This window comes from Vibrio cidicii, assembly GCF_009665415.1.
Lineage (GTDB): Bacteria > Pseudomonadota > Gammaproteobacteria > Enterobacterales > Vibrionaceae > Vibrio > Vibrio cidicii.
This window is the reverse complement of record NZ_CP035921.1, coordinates 2722054-2739209: the sequence shown is the minus strand read 5'-3', so window position 1 is coordinate 2739209 and position 17156 is coordinate 2722054. Positions and strand designations below refer to the sequence as shown.

The window sequence follows — 17156 nt, the reverse complement described above, 5'->3', positions numbered from 1 at the left end:
TTTTACATCTCTAAAAAGAGCTTTAGAAAAAAGGTTAAAAACGTAACTCAGGTACCGTGCCTTTTCTTTCTTGATTGGTTGCTAAACCATAGCTATTGAAGTTTGCTGCAACGCGCTCACTAACAAACTCCTTTTGTACAAACAACATATAATCTTCCCCAGATGAACCGCTGGAGATTGGTATTCGATGAAAACTATCGATGACACGGTCTTCGTTCGTTACTGGTAATCGTTGTTCAGCCCCAGAAAGCTCGGCTCTTACCATGCTACGTTTAATTCGCCGTTTCTTCGAGCCTAAAAAGCTCTTGTTAATCGTTTGGTTGCGAACAAACCTTACTTCCCCCAAGTTATCCGGTACCTCACAGATACTCGATAGTTCGAATAAACCTTCTTTCACCATCAAAGAGAAATAGGGCTGAAAAGAGAGTCCAATCATCATCTCTTTATCTTCAGCAACAAAGGCTATGGTTTGACCAACCGTAGATTCATTCCAATCAGGGAAGATCACTCCAATCCTATTCATCGCTTGTCGATTATTGACCATAAACAAGTGCATTTGTGAGATACAACGCCCTGCTACCAAGCCATAGTCGGCATTAGCATTCGTGTAGCGTATCAAGAAGTAGTACCGTTGAGACATGATAGAACCTCTTAATTGGCCTTGGCGCAATTAAACAATCCGCCCTTGATCAAAACAGACATAATAAAGTGCACGTCATTTGGGATGGTCTGAGAAGCTGTCATTGCCTCAGTCCAATTCTCTGTATTTCTGACTAATTGGTAAAAGTCATTTCCATGGGTTACGTGTCGCCTTGCGATAACGTACTCTCGGTCAGCACCATATTCATTCACTCTTAAAGGCTTATCAGCCTCTTCATGCCACCAATCGTCAATCGATTGTAACGCCGCACCAACTTTTTGTCCGTGAAACGCAACGGTTTCTTTTCCGCTCAAAAGCTCTACTGTGGCTAGCTGCTTAGTAGGGATTCCATCTTCTCGACTATCCAAAAACTCTTGGCTTGGGTAAACCTCATCTCCCCAGCCAACCCGCAGTTTTGCCTTGATGTCCATGTAGAAGTATTCGGTTGGGTCAGACAGTGCTCGCTCCAGATAGGCTGTAAGCCTTTCTAAGCATTCTGTTGAATTACCATCCCAATGACCATACCAAGAGAGTTTCTGAGCATGTTCGACAACAAAGCTATCCAATTCACTGGTCGTCACTTCAATAGTGATATTTCTGCACTCACGATTTCGCCATAACCAAGTACCAAGCAAGATGTTCTTCGCATAACGATTAGCTAACTCTTTGTATCCGTTGAGCTCTTTATAAATCTTAGCAAACATAGACAGTTTACTGCGCACTTCATCATCACTACAGATATTCGGTGTTAACGAATTGGCTCGAATTCGAAGTGAAAATGCGCAATAGATTTCATCAACGCCGGGCTTTACATAGCACTCTTCGATGAACTGAGGGTTCGAATAGGCCAAGTCTTGGGGGGCAACATTCTTGTCTATGAACTTGTTCCCCTTGTATGCTTCTGAATAACTCCCTTTTGGTGCGCGCAATCGGGTTTTATCTACATTAAGGGGACACATCTCACCACTTTCGGATAGATAGTAGAAATAAGCTTTGCCAGCAGATAGTGATCGGACATAGCTCAACTGAGTGCAAAGTTCCATAAGCGATTAATCCCTATAGTTTTTTATAAGAATAGTTTCGCTACTGCATTCTATCGACCAAAAGGCGTGGTTTAAAAAGTGATCTCGTCCACTAAAACGGACCTCTATCGGGTTTATTCGCTTAGCTAGCCCTATCGCATTCTCCGCATAAGCATGACAACCTGTGATTGCGTCACCCCGCTTAGTTGGATGCTCTAATAAATGGTAACCAAGAGAAACGGGCAAGTTATCATCGTCTTGAGTGAGCAACCGCTCTAACTCATCAAAATTAGTAGGTTGCTTTTCACTTGGGTATAACCATCGCCCGTATGCAGGTAATCCTTTTAAAACATGGAAAAGTTCACTCCTGCCTGTAAATGTTCTAAGCCACTCAATCTGCGTCGATAGCTGTGGTTGGTATAATGCCCCTCCGGCGAAAGCAACGGGAAGCGCCGTTTTAAGCGCCGATCTAAAATCTGAAATTCGGCTTTCACTATGAACTCTGATAACTAAGTCTATTTCTAGGTCCGACAATCGTTCACTGCGAATGGTTGGTCGTTTCGCATTAGAAACCGTTCTAGCTTTGGCGACTGAGTTTGGTTCTGTCAGCTTCGCTGTTGATTGAATATTCTCGTTTCGAACATAAAAAGCGAAACTCAAAAACTCAACTGGGGAATCATTGTTAACCAATTGATTAAATTGCCTTTGATAATCGTGCATGAATCCCCAAATGGCCGTCAAAGACGGCACACCACACAAACAAGGGTTACTCATCGCTGCCGCATCTTGCACTCTCATTGACGACAGGTAGATATATTGCTCCCCCGTATGCGTATCTTGATTGTTAATTGGCTTACTAAGTTGCTCAAGCACCCATGTCACTTGTGCTTTAGCTACCTGCATCAGTTTGGGATGATAAGCAAACTTGGCAGAATAGATATTATTTTGAAACGCGAGATGTAAGCGTCGGTTAAACTCACCAGCCAAAGAGCCAAGCTCCGATTCTGGTAACGACAAAAAGGCTTGAACTAAGGTGTCGTCATGCTCTAGTTGCTGCTGAATGGGTTCAGATTCAGCGATATCTCTTAACTCAATGAGTGGAAGCATCCATAAGGCTATCTGCTTTCGTAAAATCTTACTCCTAACCTGACGAGCTCTTTCTCTTTGCCGCTGTGTTTTGGCTGGCTCAGACCCAATTAGGCGATTTAGTACCTGACAAATTTTGGCGTTAGTTACCTGATAGTCATCAAAGTAATGACCACTCTTTTGACGGTTTTCCGTTAACGTCCCACCCTTGGTCTGTTTAACGCCTAGCGGGTAATTTAGGACTCTCATATGCCCACCCAAACTGCCACACAGGTTCCCAATACTGGCAGAGTTAGGCAGTGACGAAGAGACAAAACTGAACTTGTTTTCTGGACTTCGCGCTCTTATTTCTAGTTTGCACTGAAGAGCATGACTCACAACGGGGGTGATCGAAACATAATCATCACCCCATGGAAACCGTAATTGCTTACTGTAAGTACTAACACTGTCGGGAAAACTATTCTCAGGAAGCTGTTCTTCAATTGCACGTTGTAAGCGAGCAAGTGACTTCACATCCAAGCCAAATTCTGTAAGCAGATCAAGCCAAACTGGATTTTTCTGCTGAATAAGCGAAAGAACACACACTGGCTGTGATTGCCATTTAAAAGGATTCAGTAACCACAATGTGTGACGATAGACAGCAGAGTTATGAGCCCACCCCAATCGCTGAGCCAATACTGCACTTGAAATAAACTCCTCGGCTGTAGAAAGAGGTCGCGCAATTATCCGTTGGTCCTTAACACGACAGTCTGGAAACTTTAGGTTATGTGTGTGGAACCACTGGATTTCAGCAAGAGAGGCATCTAAGTTTTCAGAATCTTTTAAATACCTTTGAGCTCGGGCTACATCCAACCAATCCAAGCATCTATCCGCTTGATGGCTTGAACTGAGATTAAGCAAAATCGTCAACGTTTCTTGTTCATACCCATCAACACAAACGTCTTCTGTATAGGGCATGAACATCTTTTTTAGAGCCGTTTGTTTTATTGCTTCGTCTTCAATTGCTAGTAGATCACTTAATTTCGTCATAATTACCACTCAGGTAGATACACGCTTAAACCGTCATTTTCAGAGCACATGCGAGTCAGCTTTGTTTCGATGACACTTCTTAGGGTGAACGCCGATTCATGACTGGCAATTTTGGTATGCATCCGCGGCCTAATCGCTGCTTTAATCTCACCAAACTCATACAACCGATACACCTCATCCGTTGTGCAAGAAAGCAATGTAGACACTTCTAAGGGGCTCAACAGCACATCGCCTACATTCCCTTTGCTGCTTGAAGTTAGTGTTGCCATTAACTTTGTAAAGTAGGCTAACACTTGCGTGAGCACGCTATTACGCTCTAACTGCCTACTTGGTAACTGGCGACAATCTTTAAGCAAAGCGCCAAAAACTTCATTGAAAAACGTCTTTTTCCAATCTTTGATTCGAATGAGATCGGCTTTGTTTACCAACTCATCAAGTTCTTCCCTCAGCACTCTTGGCCAACAAGAGCAATACTCAACAAATGATTCAAAACTGATATTCTCAATATCACCGTAACGATTAACGTACCATAGTAAAAAACCATAGCGCTCAGAGAGCGTCATTTCTGCCTTCAGTAATCCCAAAGGTCTTGAGTCATTTCCTGACAACCATCTTGCAACCAGTAGCGCAGCCACTGGCGCATCTGCTACCGGTGAGTTGCGGAGTTCAAAACCGCATTCGCATTGGCTAATACTCTCGGTGGTTTGGTATTCCAGTCTCGATTGGCACTCGGGGCAATGATGAACCAGTTTACAGCCATGATGTTCACAGGCTTGGTGAGAGATAAATTGCCACTGCTGGCGAATGTATGGAGCCTCACTAATGCATAAGGGACAAATAGGTGTGAAGCGTTTACCAAGAAAAACGAAAGGATAATCAGAACCCAACCGATGAACGGCTTTGTATTCGGGAGAAAATTGAGCTTTTGAATGTGACAACGCAAGGCGAAGTGTTCCAAAGTTATTGAGTTTTAATTGGTTCTCAAGATGGATAAGCACTCGCACCCGCATTTGGCTTGTGGTTTGGGCGTGATAAATATTGATTCGGTTGAGCTCTAAGGGGAAAGCACCAGCAATCGCCTCATGCTGCTCCATAGTGTCGAACCAAATGTCTTCGGCGAAATGAGAAAATCGCTCGTAACCTTGCTCTTGCGATAAACGCAACAAGAAGCTTTCGAGCGATTCGTCAGAGTAATGTTGAATGTCCGTTTTCACATGCGACCACTAAAACTTAGAATTTCTAAGTTTTAGTATTGCCGTTAATCCCAATAATTCAAATTCTATGAAGCCAAATTGTGACTAGAAATCAATTCCAGGTTTACCACCTTGGCATTTAGGGCACTTTCGTTGAAATACGTCGGTACCATTTGAACCATAAACTGCACCACAGCCAATTTCAAGACATTCTAGCTTATACGATACTTGGCAATGGTCATTATCAGCAACACCTCTAGTGCCATGGTTTTTCTGATTATTACGATTAATGAAACCAACTTCGGTTGTTTTTGTTGTACCGCTTTTAAACATCAAAACTAACTCCTACTACATCCATCCTGAGCCACCACATTTCCAGCAACCGCCATTGATACCACCATCACCACGGCAATTACTGCAAGTGGTAAAGCCCGTTTTGTAAGAGCTTTGAGTTACTGATTTCTTAATAGACCCTAATCCTAAAATAGGACTTTTCGATGTGTGAATAACCTTGCCAGCTCCCGTTTTTCTCTTCATTCTAGATTGTGGTCTTATCTCTTTAATTTGAGTTGGTGACTCACGCTTTCGAAATGCATCAAATCGTTTTAGCCACTCTTTTGCTTCCTGACTAGATGAAAACTCGCTCAGCTTTACATCTGCCTTCGATGACAAAATCCACTTACCACCCAGTTCGTAAAGGTGAACTTTACTAACGCCTAACAACGACTTATCTACAAATTCAAACGTTATATCACTGAGTTCAGAGCGAAGCTTTCTTAGTTCGACTTGATGTTTCTCAGTAACAAAAATTTTATGTTTTTTATTAGCTAGCGTGATTTTCAAATCTTTTTGAAAGGATGAACCGAGAGCTTCTAACAATTGAACTTCTTTATCATTTGCATGTTGATACATCGCACGATGGTTTGGACAAAACAGCAGGTCGGAAAAACTACTTTTCTTAGCGTGGCTATGAACCGAAATTTCTTCGAAATAATACTCTCCAGTACCTAATTTAAACGGTAAAGCTGATTGGCAGATCTGACAGCAGAGTTCATTGGCATCATTTATATACTGCTCGACCAAAAACTCTCGTGAAGATGCATATACTTTTTCATTTTCAAACGCCTCTGTTATCTGAAGTTTTTCGATCTCTTCATTCGGTAGCGCTGATTTAGGCCAAACCCATACAAATTTGTGTTGGAGATAGTATTTCTCTTTCAGCCATGCTAAATCTTGTTCCCATTCACGAATGGCAACAGACATATTATTCTTCTTTCTCTTCGCATTTCGAACAAAAGCAGCTATTGCCTCTGCTAATTTCTTCAGCCTTTCTGAGCTTTTGGGGGCACCCCACTCGGCGACATACTTGCGGCTATCGACAAACGGTAAACGTTTTGAATAAACGTTACTCAATAGCTCTTGCCTCTGTTTAAGCCCCAAGCCATTAATTCCAACGCAATAACCTACCGCAGATAACATACCTACTTTAGGCCAGTTAGATTCAGGCATGCTCTCATCTGCTTCATAAGCGACGGTCGAAGGCCATCGGAACGTTTCTAGCTTAGGAGTCGCCGCAGATGACACTACTGGTTCTACTTTAGTCTTTTCTGATATTTCGAAACTAGACGGTACTTTAACCTCTACATCTAATTTAGGATTTTGAACCGTTGATTGAATTAAGACATTAGTTAACACAACAGCTTCAAGTTCTGGTTCATGTATGGCTGTCTCTACAGGGACTGTCTCTTTTGGCACAGCTACAACTTTATTCGCCTTAACCTGAGCCCATGTAGGCCATGGAGTCACTTGTTTTTTAGAAGCTGGCTTTAAAGCCATTTTGTGTACTCTTTGGGGGGAGGGAGATACATCAGGCGATTTAACGACGCTTGTAGGGACAATCTTCGGCGCTTTTTTAACTATACTCTGTGAGCGTTCTTTACGTTCACGATTCTTCTCTTTCTTTGTTTTTTTCTGTTCACTAACGAGTTTAGTTGAAACAGTTTTCGATTTATTAGAACGCTTCAAATCTCTCCAAAGCAACTCCAATTGGATTTCTTTGAACTGTTCATTAGTTCTAGCATCATCTAATACTGTGCGAATCTTCTCAACCATGCGCTCGGCATCTGATTTGCTTGAATATTCATAAACAGAAAAATCATAAATAAACTGGTTTTTTGAACGAGATGGTGTTGGTAACGAACTCATGGAAGCGAATAACCTCGAAGAAAAAGCATTAAAATCAGAGCACTCTATCAATAAGCATTAGATTGCACATTGCTATTAATCAATTAATACTAGTAAAAAGGGAGCTAATCGCTCCCTCTACAAATTCAATTTTCTATTCTTTCCGTCGCTATACCATAGCTTTTCATCGCATCTAACAGCCTTGGAATGTTGTCACCCCACTGGTTTGAAATGGCAATAAGCTCACCAGAGGTCAAAGTAATTAAGTCACATTCTGCTGAATGATAACGGCTCATATGCTTGTCAGCGATTTCCTCAAACAAAGCAACGGCACGAGGCAAGTTATAGTCTTTTAACGCATCCTTGATGACAGATAGGCTTTGAGGATTTTCTTGCTCAATCCAATGCGTCAAAACAGCCAGAGCCAACTTACGTTTGTTATAAACTTGGCCATTAAATCGATATTTCGAGTAATCGCGCTGCCCATTTTTACTGGTGCGTTGCTCTGCCTGTTTTTCGCGGAATTTGACTTGATAAGCTTCAACCTCTGGAACAGGGATGATCTGCTCTGCATTAATCAACACATCGTCTTTGTAGCGATATGGCGTAAGACGAACACAACTGATATCAATGCCTTTGTCTCGCAGCCAAAGGACAGATGTTGTCAGCTCTTTGCCAAAGTCAGCAGATGCGAGCACGATTCGCACATCGTTACCGAAATCATCAAGGCTGTTTTCATCTAAATCAACGAACTCAAGAATAGTTTCGCGTGCATTGATTTCCAGCCCTTCCTTGGCGATGTAACGCTCAAAATATTCGCAGGCTTTGTCGAACGTCATGGTAGAGATCATGGCCGCATAGCGAAGCGCTTGAAGCTCCATGTGTGCGCCTATTTCGTCGCGCTTTAGCTCAATCACCACCAAGTTGGCGTTACGGTCAATTGCCAATAAGTCAATACGGCGACGGCTGTCTTCCCAGTCGGAAAACTCCTCAGAGATCACTAGACAATCTGGGGCGATTGCATCAATGCAACCTTTAAGGGCTTCTTGTAAATCCTGCCGCTCTTGCAGCCCTTCGGCTGCAAAGGTGGTTTGGGTTAAAGCGGTTAAGTTTTTGTTTGAGATGTTATAGAGGCTCATCGTTTTTTCTTCGAGAGTTCGCACCAATTAGCACGAATATGATTGACTGTGGAGGGGCTGGTACCTATACTTCGCGTATCTCATCTACCAACTCTTTGCGAGTGTAAGAGTAGAAGGAGTTACGGCTCCGTCCTCATAAGAGGGCGAGGCCAGCCTCTCAAATCGTTACTTATCTTTATACTTTTCCCAGCGCTTATTGTATTTCTTACGCTGATGTTCTCTTTCTACATAGAATGCCGTCCAAGGTAAAATGTACTCTCCGCGATCGTCCAATACCACCAGATAACCTTCTTCCTCACACCAAATGTGTACCCGTTGATTCTTGCCTTTGGGTTCTGTCCATACTTTCAGGCTTTCATGTTGATCATTCTCTATGATGGGTCTTGGCCAACGAATGCGCTCACAGCGCCTAAAATCTGGCACCCTTTCTGTTTCATCATCGCCAGTACTGGTCATATGCCAGAATGTTGCCGATTTCCCGTCGTATTCTGGGTACCTCTTCAGGCCCAATCGTCGCCCCTGAAATTCGGGTTTTGAGTGAACAAAATCAGCTTCGAAGAAAGCGTATATGGCTGCTAAGTACTGTTCCCAATTGTGGTTGTAATCTTCCATCATGACCAAATCTGGGAGCCACGCTGTTGTCATGCAAAGCCTCCTTGTCCAGTCCAGACAAACAGGTTGAACTTGTTCTCTCTTAACAAGGTGTTTTGCGTCAGCTTATAGCCGCTGCGATCCTTGATTCGTTCAATAAGTGCTAATTTAGCCTTGTTGCCGTCAAGTCCACGATGCAAGTAACCTAACGCGCCAATCAGCAAGTCCGCCATTTGAAGCTGCTCGGCCTCATGGGAGTGAATTCGTTGCATCCGCTCGATAATTGACTTTGAAAAATCATAATGACTGTTACACATAACATCATGAAGCCTTTCAATTTTCTCGTGGCCTAGCGTGTCTTTTATATCAATGTATACGCGATATTTTGATTGGGGGTCGAAGATGGTTTTAAGCATGAAAAAGTACATCTTGTAGTACCAGTCATCATGATCTTGGCCGAATCGAGGGTGATCTAAAACCGTTTTGTCGGGCACAACTAATCCGCGGAAGTGGCAATCATCGTCGTCGAAAAAGTAGTCGATGATATCCAGATAAAAAGCCAGCTTGCTGTTGCTGACTTTTGTCCATTTGATCTCAAACTCTGCTTTTAATCCATGCCGGACTTTAATTTCCCGAATTCGCTTGGCGATTTCAGCGCGTTTGGAAAGCGGGCACCAAAGTGCGCCCAATGCCATGACACCAATTCCGTCATTTTCAAGATGACATGATTCGTCGCAGTAGACGTTGTAGATTTCGCTCATCGTTTTTCCAGAGAATAAAATGTGTGCCTTTGAATGCATATAAGGTACCACAAAATGGGCAATGCATCTTCATCAAAAGTACCTAACTTTCTTAATATCAAAGCGTTGAAATGTTTTTATTCGGAAGCTAAAACGGCAGCCTTGAGGCTGCCGCTTTGGTGATACGAAGGAAGTACTACAACCCCTGCTCAACAATCGCGTCAGTTAGTTGAAGCTGGGTTTGCTGACTGTCGCGAAGGCGTTGCTTTAGTTGCTCGCACATACCTGATAGCTGATTTACTCTCTCAACAATTTTGATTTGTTCCTCAGCGGGTGGCAAAGGGAACTCAATCGGAATCAAACGCGCCGCACTTAGGTGAGCCATGTTCGTTGTTTGTTTTACTGCCTTTTGAAAGCGACCCGAATACAAACAGTGCCTAAAATAAAGTAAAGAGTATTCAGGACTAATATTATTGTGAGCTTTGAATCTGAGTAATGTATTTTGAAAACAAACGTTCGCTACCTCATCTTTAAACATGGCTGGTCGACCTACAAGCTCTTTACTTTGGCCTTCATTCAGCAATATATCGCCATACTCTAATCGATATATTTTTTGTTCTTCAGGTGTAAAATTCATCTGTTTTACATCTGATGTATCAATTCTATTGTCGTGAACGTTTGCCACCCGAAGATAAGGGGTCATGTGAGGTCCAGAGTGATCTTTTGGAGAACGCTGCCTCCCCAACTGTATGTTGCCTGCCTCTCCTGTTCGACACCACTCCCATCCTTTCGGCAGTTCAAACGGCTTTTCATCTTCAGCAATCGGCGACAGGGCTTTTTGCTTTTTGATTTTCTTCTCTTTCACCAACTGCGCTTTTTCTTCCGCGATGCGCTCAAGTAGTTTTGTGGCTGGTTCGTCATTCGGATCTTGCGGTACCAGCTTACCCATCACTGCCAGTTGCAGGATGGTTTGTTTTAGCTGGTCGATGCTTTGCTCTGTGGTGAACAGGGTATCGAAGTGCTCGCTGATGCGTGCCCAGCTCGCTAGCAGTTCGGTGGCGTCTTGGCTGTTGGTGAGCGTTGCCAGCAGGGTTTCTACCAATACCTGATGGGCATCAAGGCTGGCTTCGGTTTGCTGCTCTAATTGGTCGCACAGTGCCATCAGCTCGTCGACTTTGGCTACGATGCGGTGTTGTTCTGCAAGCGGAGGCAAAGCAAAAACTATCTCATTGATCTGACCTGTACTTATGTTGGGAATCGCACTTCCCATGGATTTTGACAGGTTTTCGGCCACCTTAGTTGTCAGCGGCAAGTACATGAACTCTAGCCTTACACCGTGAGACCAGAACTTCCCTACACGCTGATTTAAATAGTAAGTTTCATCATCAACATTGAAACCTAACTTTCCAGTTGTCGCTCCAGACATAGCTATCACAAGGTCACCAGTTGCAACCTTGAGCATGGGGTCCAGGCCTGCCACTACTTGCGGAGAAACACGGGACATTGAAGCATTTGTAATCTGCCCGGAACTGGAAATGTCACCGATTTTGACAACCCCCACACCAATTTCTTGAAATGACGAACTTTTGAAGGCAAATCCATTCACAAAGGTGCAAACGTTTCCCACCTGAACCCATTCCCACCCTAGTGGAAGCGCAAACAGTTTCTCATCATCTGTGATGGCGGGAAGTGGCTTAGGCTTCTTGAGCTGCTTTTGTTTCACCAACTCGGTCTTTTCAGCAGCAATGCGCTCAAGCAACACCGAAGCAGGTTCATCACTCGGATCCTGCGGCACCAACTTTCCTCGCACCGCCAGTTCCAAAATCAGCTCGCGCAATTTCTTAATGCCGTAAAGCTCGCGCTTCTTACCGCTGCCGCGCCCCGAAGCTGACTTGGCCTGTACTGCCGAAGTCCAGATGTCGATATGGTCGGTGATCAGTTTTTCCGCAGGCATTACTTCACCTCATCCGCAGCTTGAGCTGATGAAGAGAGAGCATTCCCCAGAATGTCTTTCAGTTGGTTGCGTAGCTCGGTGATTTCCTGCTGTTGCGTTTGGTAGCTTGCTAGCAGTTCATCTGGGTCATGGCTAACCACTTCACCTTGATACGGGTTTTTAATATCCAGGTTGAAGTTGCGGGCGATGATCTCATCAATCGAGACTTTCCACGCGTGGTTGTTTTCTACGCGGCTGGCAAAGCCGTCTTCTTCCTTGCCCCACCAGTCGATTTCAGCCTGAAACTCTTCAAACTTCATCGGTTTGGTTTTGCTGTAGTTCTTCACGCCCTCTGGGTATGGGTGCTCGTAGAACCACACTTCTTTGGTTGGTTTGCCTTTGGTGAAGAACAGAATGTTGGTCTTAATGCCCGTGTAAGGGTTAAACACGCCGTTAGGCAGTCGCACAATGGTGTGCAGGTTACATTCTTCGGTCAGCAGCTTTTTGATTTTGGTTTTTACGCCTTCCCCAAACAAAGTGCCATCTGGCAATACCACACCCGCACGGCCATTTACAGGGTCCAGCACTTCAATAATCAGTTGTAGGAACAAATCCGCCGTTTCACGGGTTTGCATTTCGGCTGGGAAGTTCTTTTCAATCCCGTCTTCCTCGGTACCGCCAAACGGTGGGTTAGTCGCAATCACGTTAATATTGCTGTCCCAGTTAGAAAGCGGCTTATTCAGCGTGTTGTCGTGTTTGATTTGCGACGGCACTTCAATGCCATGCAGCATCATGTTGGTGATACACAGCAGGTGCGGCAGCTGCTTCTTCTCAACGCCGTGGAATTGCTTCTGGAACGTCGCGTACTGCTCGCTGGTTTCAGGTTTATCGCGCTCTTGAATGTGGTTGATGGAGCAGGTTAAGAAGCCGCCCGTACCACATGATGGGTCAAAAACGTTCTCGCCCAATTTTGGATCAAGACGGTCGACGATAAAGCGGGTTACCGCACGTGGGGTATAGAACTCACCAGCATTACCCGCGCTTTGCAGGTCACGCAGGATTTGCTCGTAGATATCACCAAACAGGTGGCGCTCTTTGGTATCGGTAAAGTCGATTTCATTCAGCTTGTTGATCACCTGACGCAGCAAGGTGCCATTTTTCATGTAGTTGTAGGCATCGCTGAACGCTTCTTTCACTACATAACCACGTGGGTTGGTGTCCACCGGTGCTGCCATGTTTTTCAGGTTGTGGAACAGGTCGTCGTTCACAAACTCCAGCAGTTTGTCACCGGTAATGCCTTGTGCGTCTGCCGCCCAGTTGCGCCACAGGTATTTTTCATTGATTGGCGCTTTGTAATCATCCAGCTCGAGCTCTAATTCTTCTTCCTGCGCATCGAAGACTTTGAGGAACAACAACCAGGAAAGTTGCCCAAGGCGCTGTGCATCGCCGTCAACACCCGCGTCTTTACGCATGATGTCTTGAATGGATTTGATTACGGAACTGATAGACATGATTTAACTGCTTTTGAAGTACGAAAATTTGTGCGTATTGTAGCGCATTAACTGTCGTTAATTGAGCAGAAGTTAGCATTAACGAGAGTTAAGTGGCGAGAATACAAGCAACCCCGTACGTACGGGGCCGCCTGAATTTATCACCTGAATATATCAACCGAGTGCGGGTTTGGTGGTGACGCTTTCATAACCTTGATTAGCCCTCAACCAGCGGTATAAGCCGATAGTGATGATGGCATCGAACGTTATGCCCACACCGAACATTAAAGCGATACCCTCCAATGTCGGTTCGAACCACCCCAACTGATAGGCCACAAAGGCAGAACCATAGAAGAGCGTATTAACGGCTAAAGACTGATAAAGCATTAAGTCTGTGCGGCCAATTCCGTAGAAGTAGCTGTCAATAACGTTATTAAACGCAAACACTACATAAAAACCTAACATCAAGAGAACCAAATCCGTCACTTGTTGATGGTCACTGACACCCATGATGTGGGCGATAAAATCATCCCATAGTGGTACGGAGAGCAGCCAGCACAAGACAACGAGTCCTGTTAGTTTGAAATACACATTAACCCTCTCGACTGAAAGACCATTCGAGCAAGCGGCATCTCGCTTAATTAACTGCCCCAGAGCCATGACAGGTAATAGTAACCATCCCCAGATAAATTGGTTGGATACCCAAAAAATACCCGCTTGCTGAACCTGATTCACTAACTGTAAAATCATTATGATAAAGGCTGCATTGCGGACGAAAGATTCCAGTCCGGACTTCGCGCCAATCTTCGCCCATTCTTTCATCCATGATACTGAGTTAAATGCCATTTTCGGGTTGAACAACCCTTCTCGATGAAACCAGCACAGCGCACAGACGAGCAAAATACTGTTCACAACAATGTTGGTATAAGCGACGCCGTTTACTCCCAATAGAAGCGAATGGGAAAGCTGGCTGACGAACAAGCTGTCAAAACCAATGATCAACAATGATTTCACAGCGATAAACGCATACAGTTTTCTCTGTTCATCTTTCAGCACCAAGACCAAAAGACAAAGCTCCACCACGCTTGAGATAAAAATGGCGACAGACTCAAGCCGTATGTAATGGGTGGTCTGTTCTATCAACTCTCTGCTTTGCTGCATGGCTTGGGTCATATCGGGTGCAAGCAGAAGTACACTGAGTGTCACTGCTGCATACACTGCAACAAACGCCACCATTGCCCCATTTAAACGCTTTGTAAATCCCTCTGTATTGCTTGTGATCACCTGCCCCAGAATATAAGCCAGTGGGATCAGCATGGCTTCATTGATAACTTCATAACCAACATTTAGCCATGCGACCTGGGCTGCAATGCTAAATGCCCAAGTATCTGGAATGCTGCCAAGGAAATAAACACGGGAAGTTGAGTAAATCGCGGGTATAAGCCCAGACAACAAAAGGATAAACAGCAGCTTGTAGTTCACTGCTTTCAAAGATGGGAAAAACATGCATTCTCCGTAAGCGATGTTTTGATACGAAAAAGGCTGCCCGTTTTCGAGCAGCCTTGAGAGATAAGGGCGAGTTTAAGCCGTCTGGTAAATTTCTGATTCCAGTTCGTTAACGGCTTTCAGGTAGGCTTCTTTGTCACCAAAGCCTTTTTTGATGATCTCAAGCGGGCGCCCAATTTCATTGAACGGCGCCACTTTCAGTACCGTCATGTTTTCAATTTCAGTGACGCCCGCATCGGCGTACTTATCGAGAAGATTGCTCAATACTTCCTGCGCTACATCGCCATATTTAGTGAAGTAGTTACGCTTCTTCACGTTGTCAGCACGTTCTTTTCGGGTCAGTGGTGGTTGGTCATACACCACATGGCAGATCATATCGAAGGGATCCATATCTTTGCCCACTTCCTGTTCCAGCGCTTCCCAGATAATCCCCATCTCCGCGAGCTCATCAATGATGGCCTGTTTGCGGTCAGCATCGTTCCACTTGCGGGTGAAGTCATCCATTGAGGTAAACTGCGTCGCCATGGCTTTGCGGGTGTAGTCCTTGAACGATTCGGTCACCAGTTTGCCGTCACTGTCGTAGTACTGCACACGCTCGGCAATCTTCTTCACTTCGACGCCAGAAACATGGAATTTTCTGACTTCTTCCTGAATAGGCTCATCTGGGCCAGGGCCAAACGTATCTTCGCCTGAAGTTGTGTAGGGTGGCGTTGGCTCTAGAATCGTATCTGGGTCGATGTCATCACCAAACAGTGATTCCCCATCAACAGCCGCCTCGCCGTTTTCGTCTTCCGGCATACCATCGACAATATCATCAAGGTCTTCTGGGTTTTCAAAATCTTCCGGCTTGGTGACTTTTACCCGCTCGGGAGTGCCATCAAAACGCTCGTCGGCGAAAAGCTCGGTGGCCTTTTTAAAGTCGAGGATAGAGAACCAGAGCTTTCCGAACTTATCATCAATACGGGTACCGCGACCGATGATCTGCTTGAACTTTGTCATGGATTTGATGGTGGAATCCAGCACTACCAGTTTGCAGGTTTTAGCATCGACGCCCGTGGTCATCAGTTCTGAGGTCGTTGCGATAACCGGATAGGCTTTTTTCGGGTTGATGAAATTGTCCAGCTGGGCTTTGCCAATTTCATCATCGCCGGTGATTTTCATGACGTATTTTTCATTCTTCGCCATTTGCTCTCGGTTGCAGTTAGCAAGGGCTCGGCGCATACGTTCTGCGTGGTCGATGTCGTTACAGAACACAATGGTTTTCGCCATCGGGTCTGTGCGTTTCAGGTAGTTGGTAATGGTTTGGGCAACAAGCTCGGTGCGCTCATCAATCACCATGGTTCGGTCAAAGTCGCTCTGGTTGTAGATACGATCTGTGATGACTTCGCCATGTTTGTCTACCTGTCCTTTGGTTGGTCGCCAGCCTTGAAGGTCAACGTCGATATCCACGCGCACGACTTTATAAGGCGCAAGGAAGCCATCTTCAATGCCTTGCTTGAGCGAGTAGGTGTAAACAGGCTCACCGAAGTATTCGATGTTGGAAACTTCATCGGTTTCTTTTGGCGTTGCGGTTAACCCCACCTGAGTCGCTGAGCTGAAGTACTCCAGTATTTCGCGCCATGCGCTGTCTTCTGAGGCGCTGCCTCGGTGGCATTCGTCCACTACAATTAAATCGAAGAAATCCGGACGGACGTTTTTGAAGATTTTCTTTTCTTCTTCCTGCCCCGTCATGGCCTGATAAAGACCTAAATGGATTTCAAAAGCGGGATCGATAGTGCGATTACCGATTTTGGTCATCGCGGTACCAAAAGGCTGGAAGTCGTTATTTTTGGTTTGGTCGACAAGGATATTGCGGTCAGCCAGAAACAGGATGCGTTTCTTGGCCCCCGACTTCCATAAGCGCCAGATGATTTGAAAAGCGGTGTAGGTTTTACCTGTACCTGTTGCCATCACAAGCAGCACGCGATCCTGCCCTTCGGAGACCGCTTCAATGGTTTTGTTAATGGCGTTGAGCTGGTAGTAACGCGGTGATTTACCGCTTCCATCATCGTAGTAAGCTTGTGTTATTAGCGGCAGTTGCTCGTCTGAGTAACCTTTCCATTGGCAGTATTTTTCCCACAACATTTGAGGGGATGGGAAGTCTTCGAGTCTGATTTCTGTTTCTAGTTGCTCAGGGTTCGTTTTGTCATGAAATATAAACCCATCACCATTACTAGCAAACACAAACGGAACATCCAGTAGTGACGCATAATCCAAGCCTTGCTGCATTCCCTTACCAATTTCGTGCTTATTCGCTTTCGCTTCCACGACTGCAAGCGGCATACTCGGTTTGTGATACAGCACAATATCAGCAGACTTCACTTTCTTACGTGCGGCAATCTGACCACGAACTACAACTTTACCGTCACGCAGTTTTACTTCTTGACGGATTTGGTTCATGTCATCCCAGCCGTTTTCTTTAATAGCGGGAAGAATGAACTTGGAGATGATGTCGGCTTCAGACAGCTGAGACTTGGAGAACTTTTCGACCATACGACTTTGATTCCATACTGAATTGCGACGGATTATATAACAAAGTTCATATGGGTGAAGAATAAGAACGC

Annotated in this window: 13 protein-coding genes; all 13 read right to left on the bottom strand. The window is 44.9% G+C overall.

The window, feature by feature from the left end:
- Positions 1 to 34 precede the first annotated feature (34 nt).
- On the bottom strand, positions 35 to 640 hold the full coding sequence (gene cas6f, locus EWA64_RS13670) for a type I-F CRISPR-associated endoribonuclease Cas6/Csy4 (protein ID WP_061894708.1): 606 nt from the start codon (positions 638 to 640) through the stop codon (positions 35 to 37).
- Between the two features lie 11 nt (positions 641 to 651).
- Entirely contained in the window at positions 652 to 1683 is a 1032-nt protein-coding gene (gene csy3 / locus EWA64_RS13665; RefSeq protein ID WP_061894707.1) for a type I-F CRISPR-associated protein Csy3, read from the bottom strand.
- 6 nt (positions 1684 to 1689) lie between these two features.
- Complete coding sequence (locus EWA64_RS13660; protein WP_061894706.1) at positions 1690 to 3777, bottom strand: type I-F CRISPR-associated protein Csy2; 2088 nt, start codon at positions 3775 to 3777, stop codon at positions 1690 to 1692.
- A 2-nt stretch (positions 3778 to 3779) separates the two neighbouring features.
- A complete protein-coding gene (locus EWA64_RS13655; RefSeq protein ID WP_017420290.1) occupies positions 3780 to 4991 on the bottom strand; it encodes a TniQ family protein in 1212 nt (403 codons plus the stop codon).
- Positions 4992 to 5075: 84 nt separating this feature from the next.
- Positions 5076 to 5303 (bottom strand): hypothetical protein, encoded by a 228-nt coding sequence (locus EWA64_RS13650; protein WP_061894704.1) that lies wholly within the window; start codon positions 5301 to 5303, stop codon positions 5076 to 5078.
- A 15-nt stretch (positions 5304 to 5318) separates the two neighbouring features.
- On the bottom strand, positions 5319 to 7175 hold the full coding sequence (locus EWA64_RS13645; RefSeq protein WP_223848416.1) for a hypothetical protein: 1857 nt from the start codon (positions 7173 to 7175) through the stop codon (positions 5319 to 5321).
- A 125-nt stretch (positions 7176 to 7300) separates the two neighbouring features.
- Positions 7301 to 8293, bottom strand: a complete 993-nt coding sequence (locus EWA64_RS13640) for a PDDEXK family nuclease (RefSeq protein ID WP_017420293.1) — start codon at positions 8291 to 8293, stop codon at positions 7301 to 7303.
- A gap of 165 nt (positions 8294 to 8458) precedes the next feature.
- Positions 8459 to 8938 carry a hypothetical protein gene (locus EWA64_RS13635; RefSeq protein WP_061894703.1) on the bottom strand — a complete coding sequence of 160 codons (480 nt, stop codon included), beginning with the start codon at positions 8936 to 8938 and terminating at the stop codon, positions 8459 to 8461.
- The gene (locus EWA64_RS13630; protein ID WP_001290352.1) at positions 8935 to 9645 is read right to left on the bottom strand and encodes a DUF3800 domain-containing protein; all 711 of its coding nucleotides are present in this window, start codon (positions 9643 to 9645) and stop codon (positions 8935 to 8937) included. Before EWA64_RS13630 ends, EWA64_RS13635 begins: the two co-directional genes overlap by 4 nt.
- A gap of 175 nt (positions 9646 to 9820) precedes the next feature.
- Entirely contained in the window at positions 9821 to 11578 is a 1758-nt protein-coding gene (locus tag EWA64_RS13625) for a restriction endonuclease subunit S (RefSeq protein ID WP_061894702.1), read from the bottom strand.
- A complete protein-coding gene (locus tag EWA64_RS13620) occupies positions 11578 to 13068 on the bottom strand; it encodes an N-6 DNA methylase (RefSeq protein WP_061894701.1) in 1491 nt (496 codons plus the stop codon). The genes EWA64_RS13625 and EWA64_RS13620 overlap by 1 nt, the downstream gene beginning before the upstream one ends.
- Positions 13069 to 13221: 153 nt before the next feature.
- Positions 13222 to 14553, bottom strand: a complete 1332-nt coding sequence (locus EWA64_RS13615; protein ID WP_017420296.1) for an MATE family Na+-driven efflux transporter — start codon at positions 14551 to 14553, stop codon at positions 13222 to 13224.
- A 75-nt stretch (positions 14554 to 14628) separates the two neighbouring features.
- Positions 14629 to 17085 carry an EcoAI/FtnUII family type I restriction enzme subunit R gene (gene hsdR / locus EWA64_RS13610; protein WP_061894700.1) on the bottom strand — a complete coding sequence of 819 codons (2457 nt, stop codon included), beginning with the start codon at positions 17083 to 17085 and terminating at the stop codon, positions 14629 to 14631.
- Positions 17086 to 17156: the final 71 nt, after the last annotated feature.

Excerpts from the sequence above, each read along its gene's own strand:
- hsdR (WP_061894700.1), bottom strand. The coding sequence starts at position 17,085 with ATGGTCGAAAAGTTCTCCAAGTCTCAGCTGTCTGAAGCCGACATCATC.
- EWA64_RS13635 (WP_061894703.1), bottom strand. The coding sequence starts at position 8,938 with ATGACAACAGCGTGGCTCCCAGATTTGGTCATGATGGAAGATTACAAC.
- EWA64_RS13630 (WP_001290352.1), bottom strand. The coding sequence starts at position 9,645 with ATGAGCGAAATCTACAACGTCTACTGCGACGAATCATGTCATCTTGAA.
- EWA64_RS13615 (WP_017420296.1), bottom strand. The coding sequence starts at position 14,553 with ATGTTTTTCCCATCTTTGAAAGCAGTGAACTACAAGCTGCTGTTTATC.
- EWA64_RS13645 (WP_223848416.1), bottom strand. The coding sequence starts at position 7,175 with ATGAGTTCGTTACCAACACCATCTCGTTCAAAAAACCAGTTTATTTAT.
- EWA64_RS13640 (WP_017420293.1), bottom strand. The coding sequence starts at position 8,293 with ATGAGCCTCTATAACATCTCAAACAAAAACTTAACCGCTTTAACCCAA.
- EWA64_RS13650 (WP_061894704.1), bottom strand. The coding sequence starts at position 5,303 with ATGTTTAAAAGCGGTACAACAAAAACAACCGAAGTTGGTTTCATTAAT.
- EWA64_RS13620 (WP_061894701.1), bottom strand. The coding sequence starts at position 13,068 with ATGTCTATCAGTTCCGTAATCAAATCCATTCAAGACATCATGCGTAAA.
- EWA64_RS13625 (WP_061894702.1), bottom strand. The coding sequence starts at position 11,578 with ATGCCTGCGGAAAAACTGATCACCGACCATATCGACATCTGGACTTCG.
- csy3 (WP_061894707.1), bottom strand. The coding sequence starts at position 1,683 with ATGGAACTTTGCACTCAGTTGAGCTATGTCCGATCACTATCTGCTGGC.
- EWA64_RS13660 (WP_061894706.1), bottom strand. The coding sequence starts at position 3,777 with ATGACGAAATTAAGTGATCTACTAGCAATTGAAGACGAAGCAATAAAA.
- cas6f (WP_061894708.1), bottom strand. The coding sequence starts at position 640 with ATGTCTCAACGGTACTACTTCTTGATACGCTACACGAATGCTAATGCC.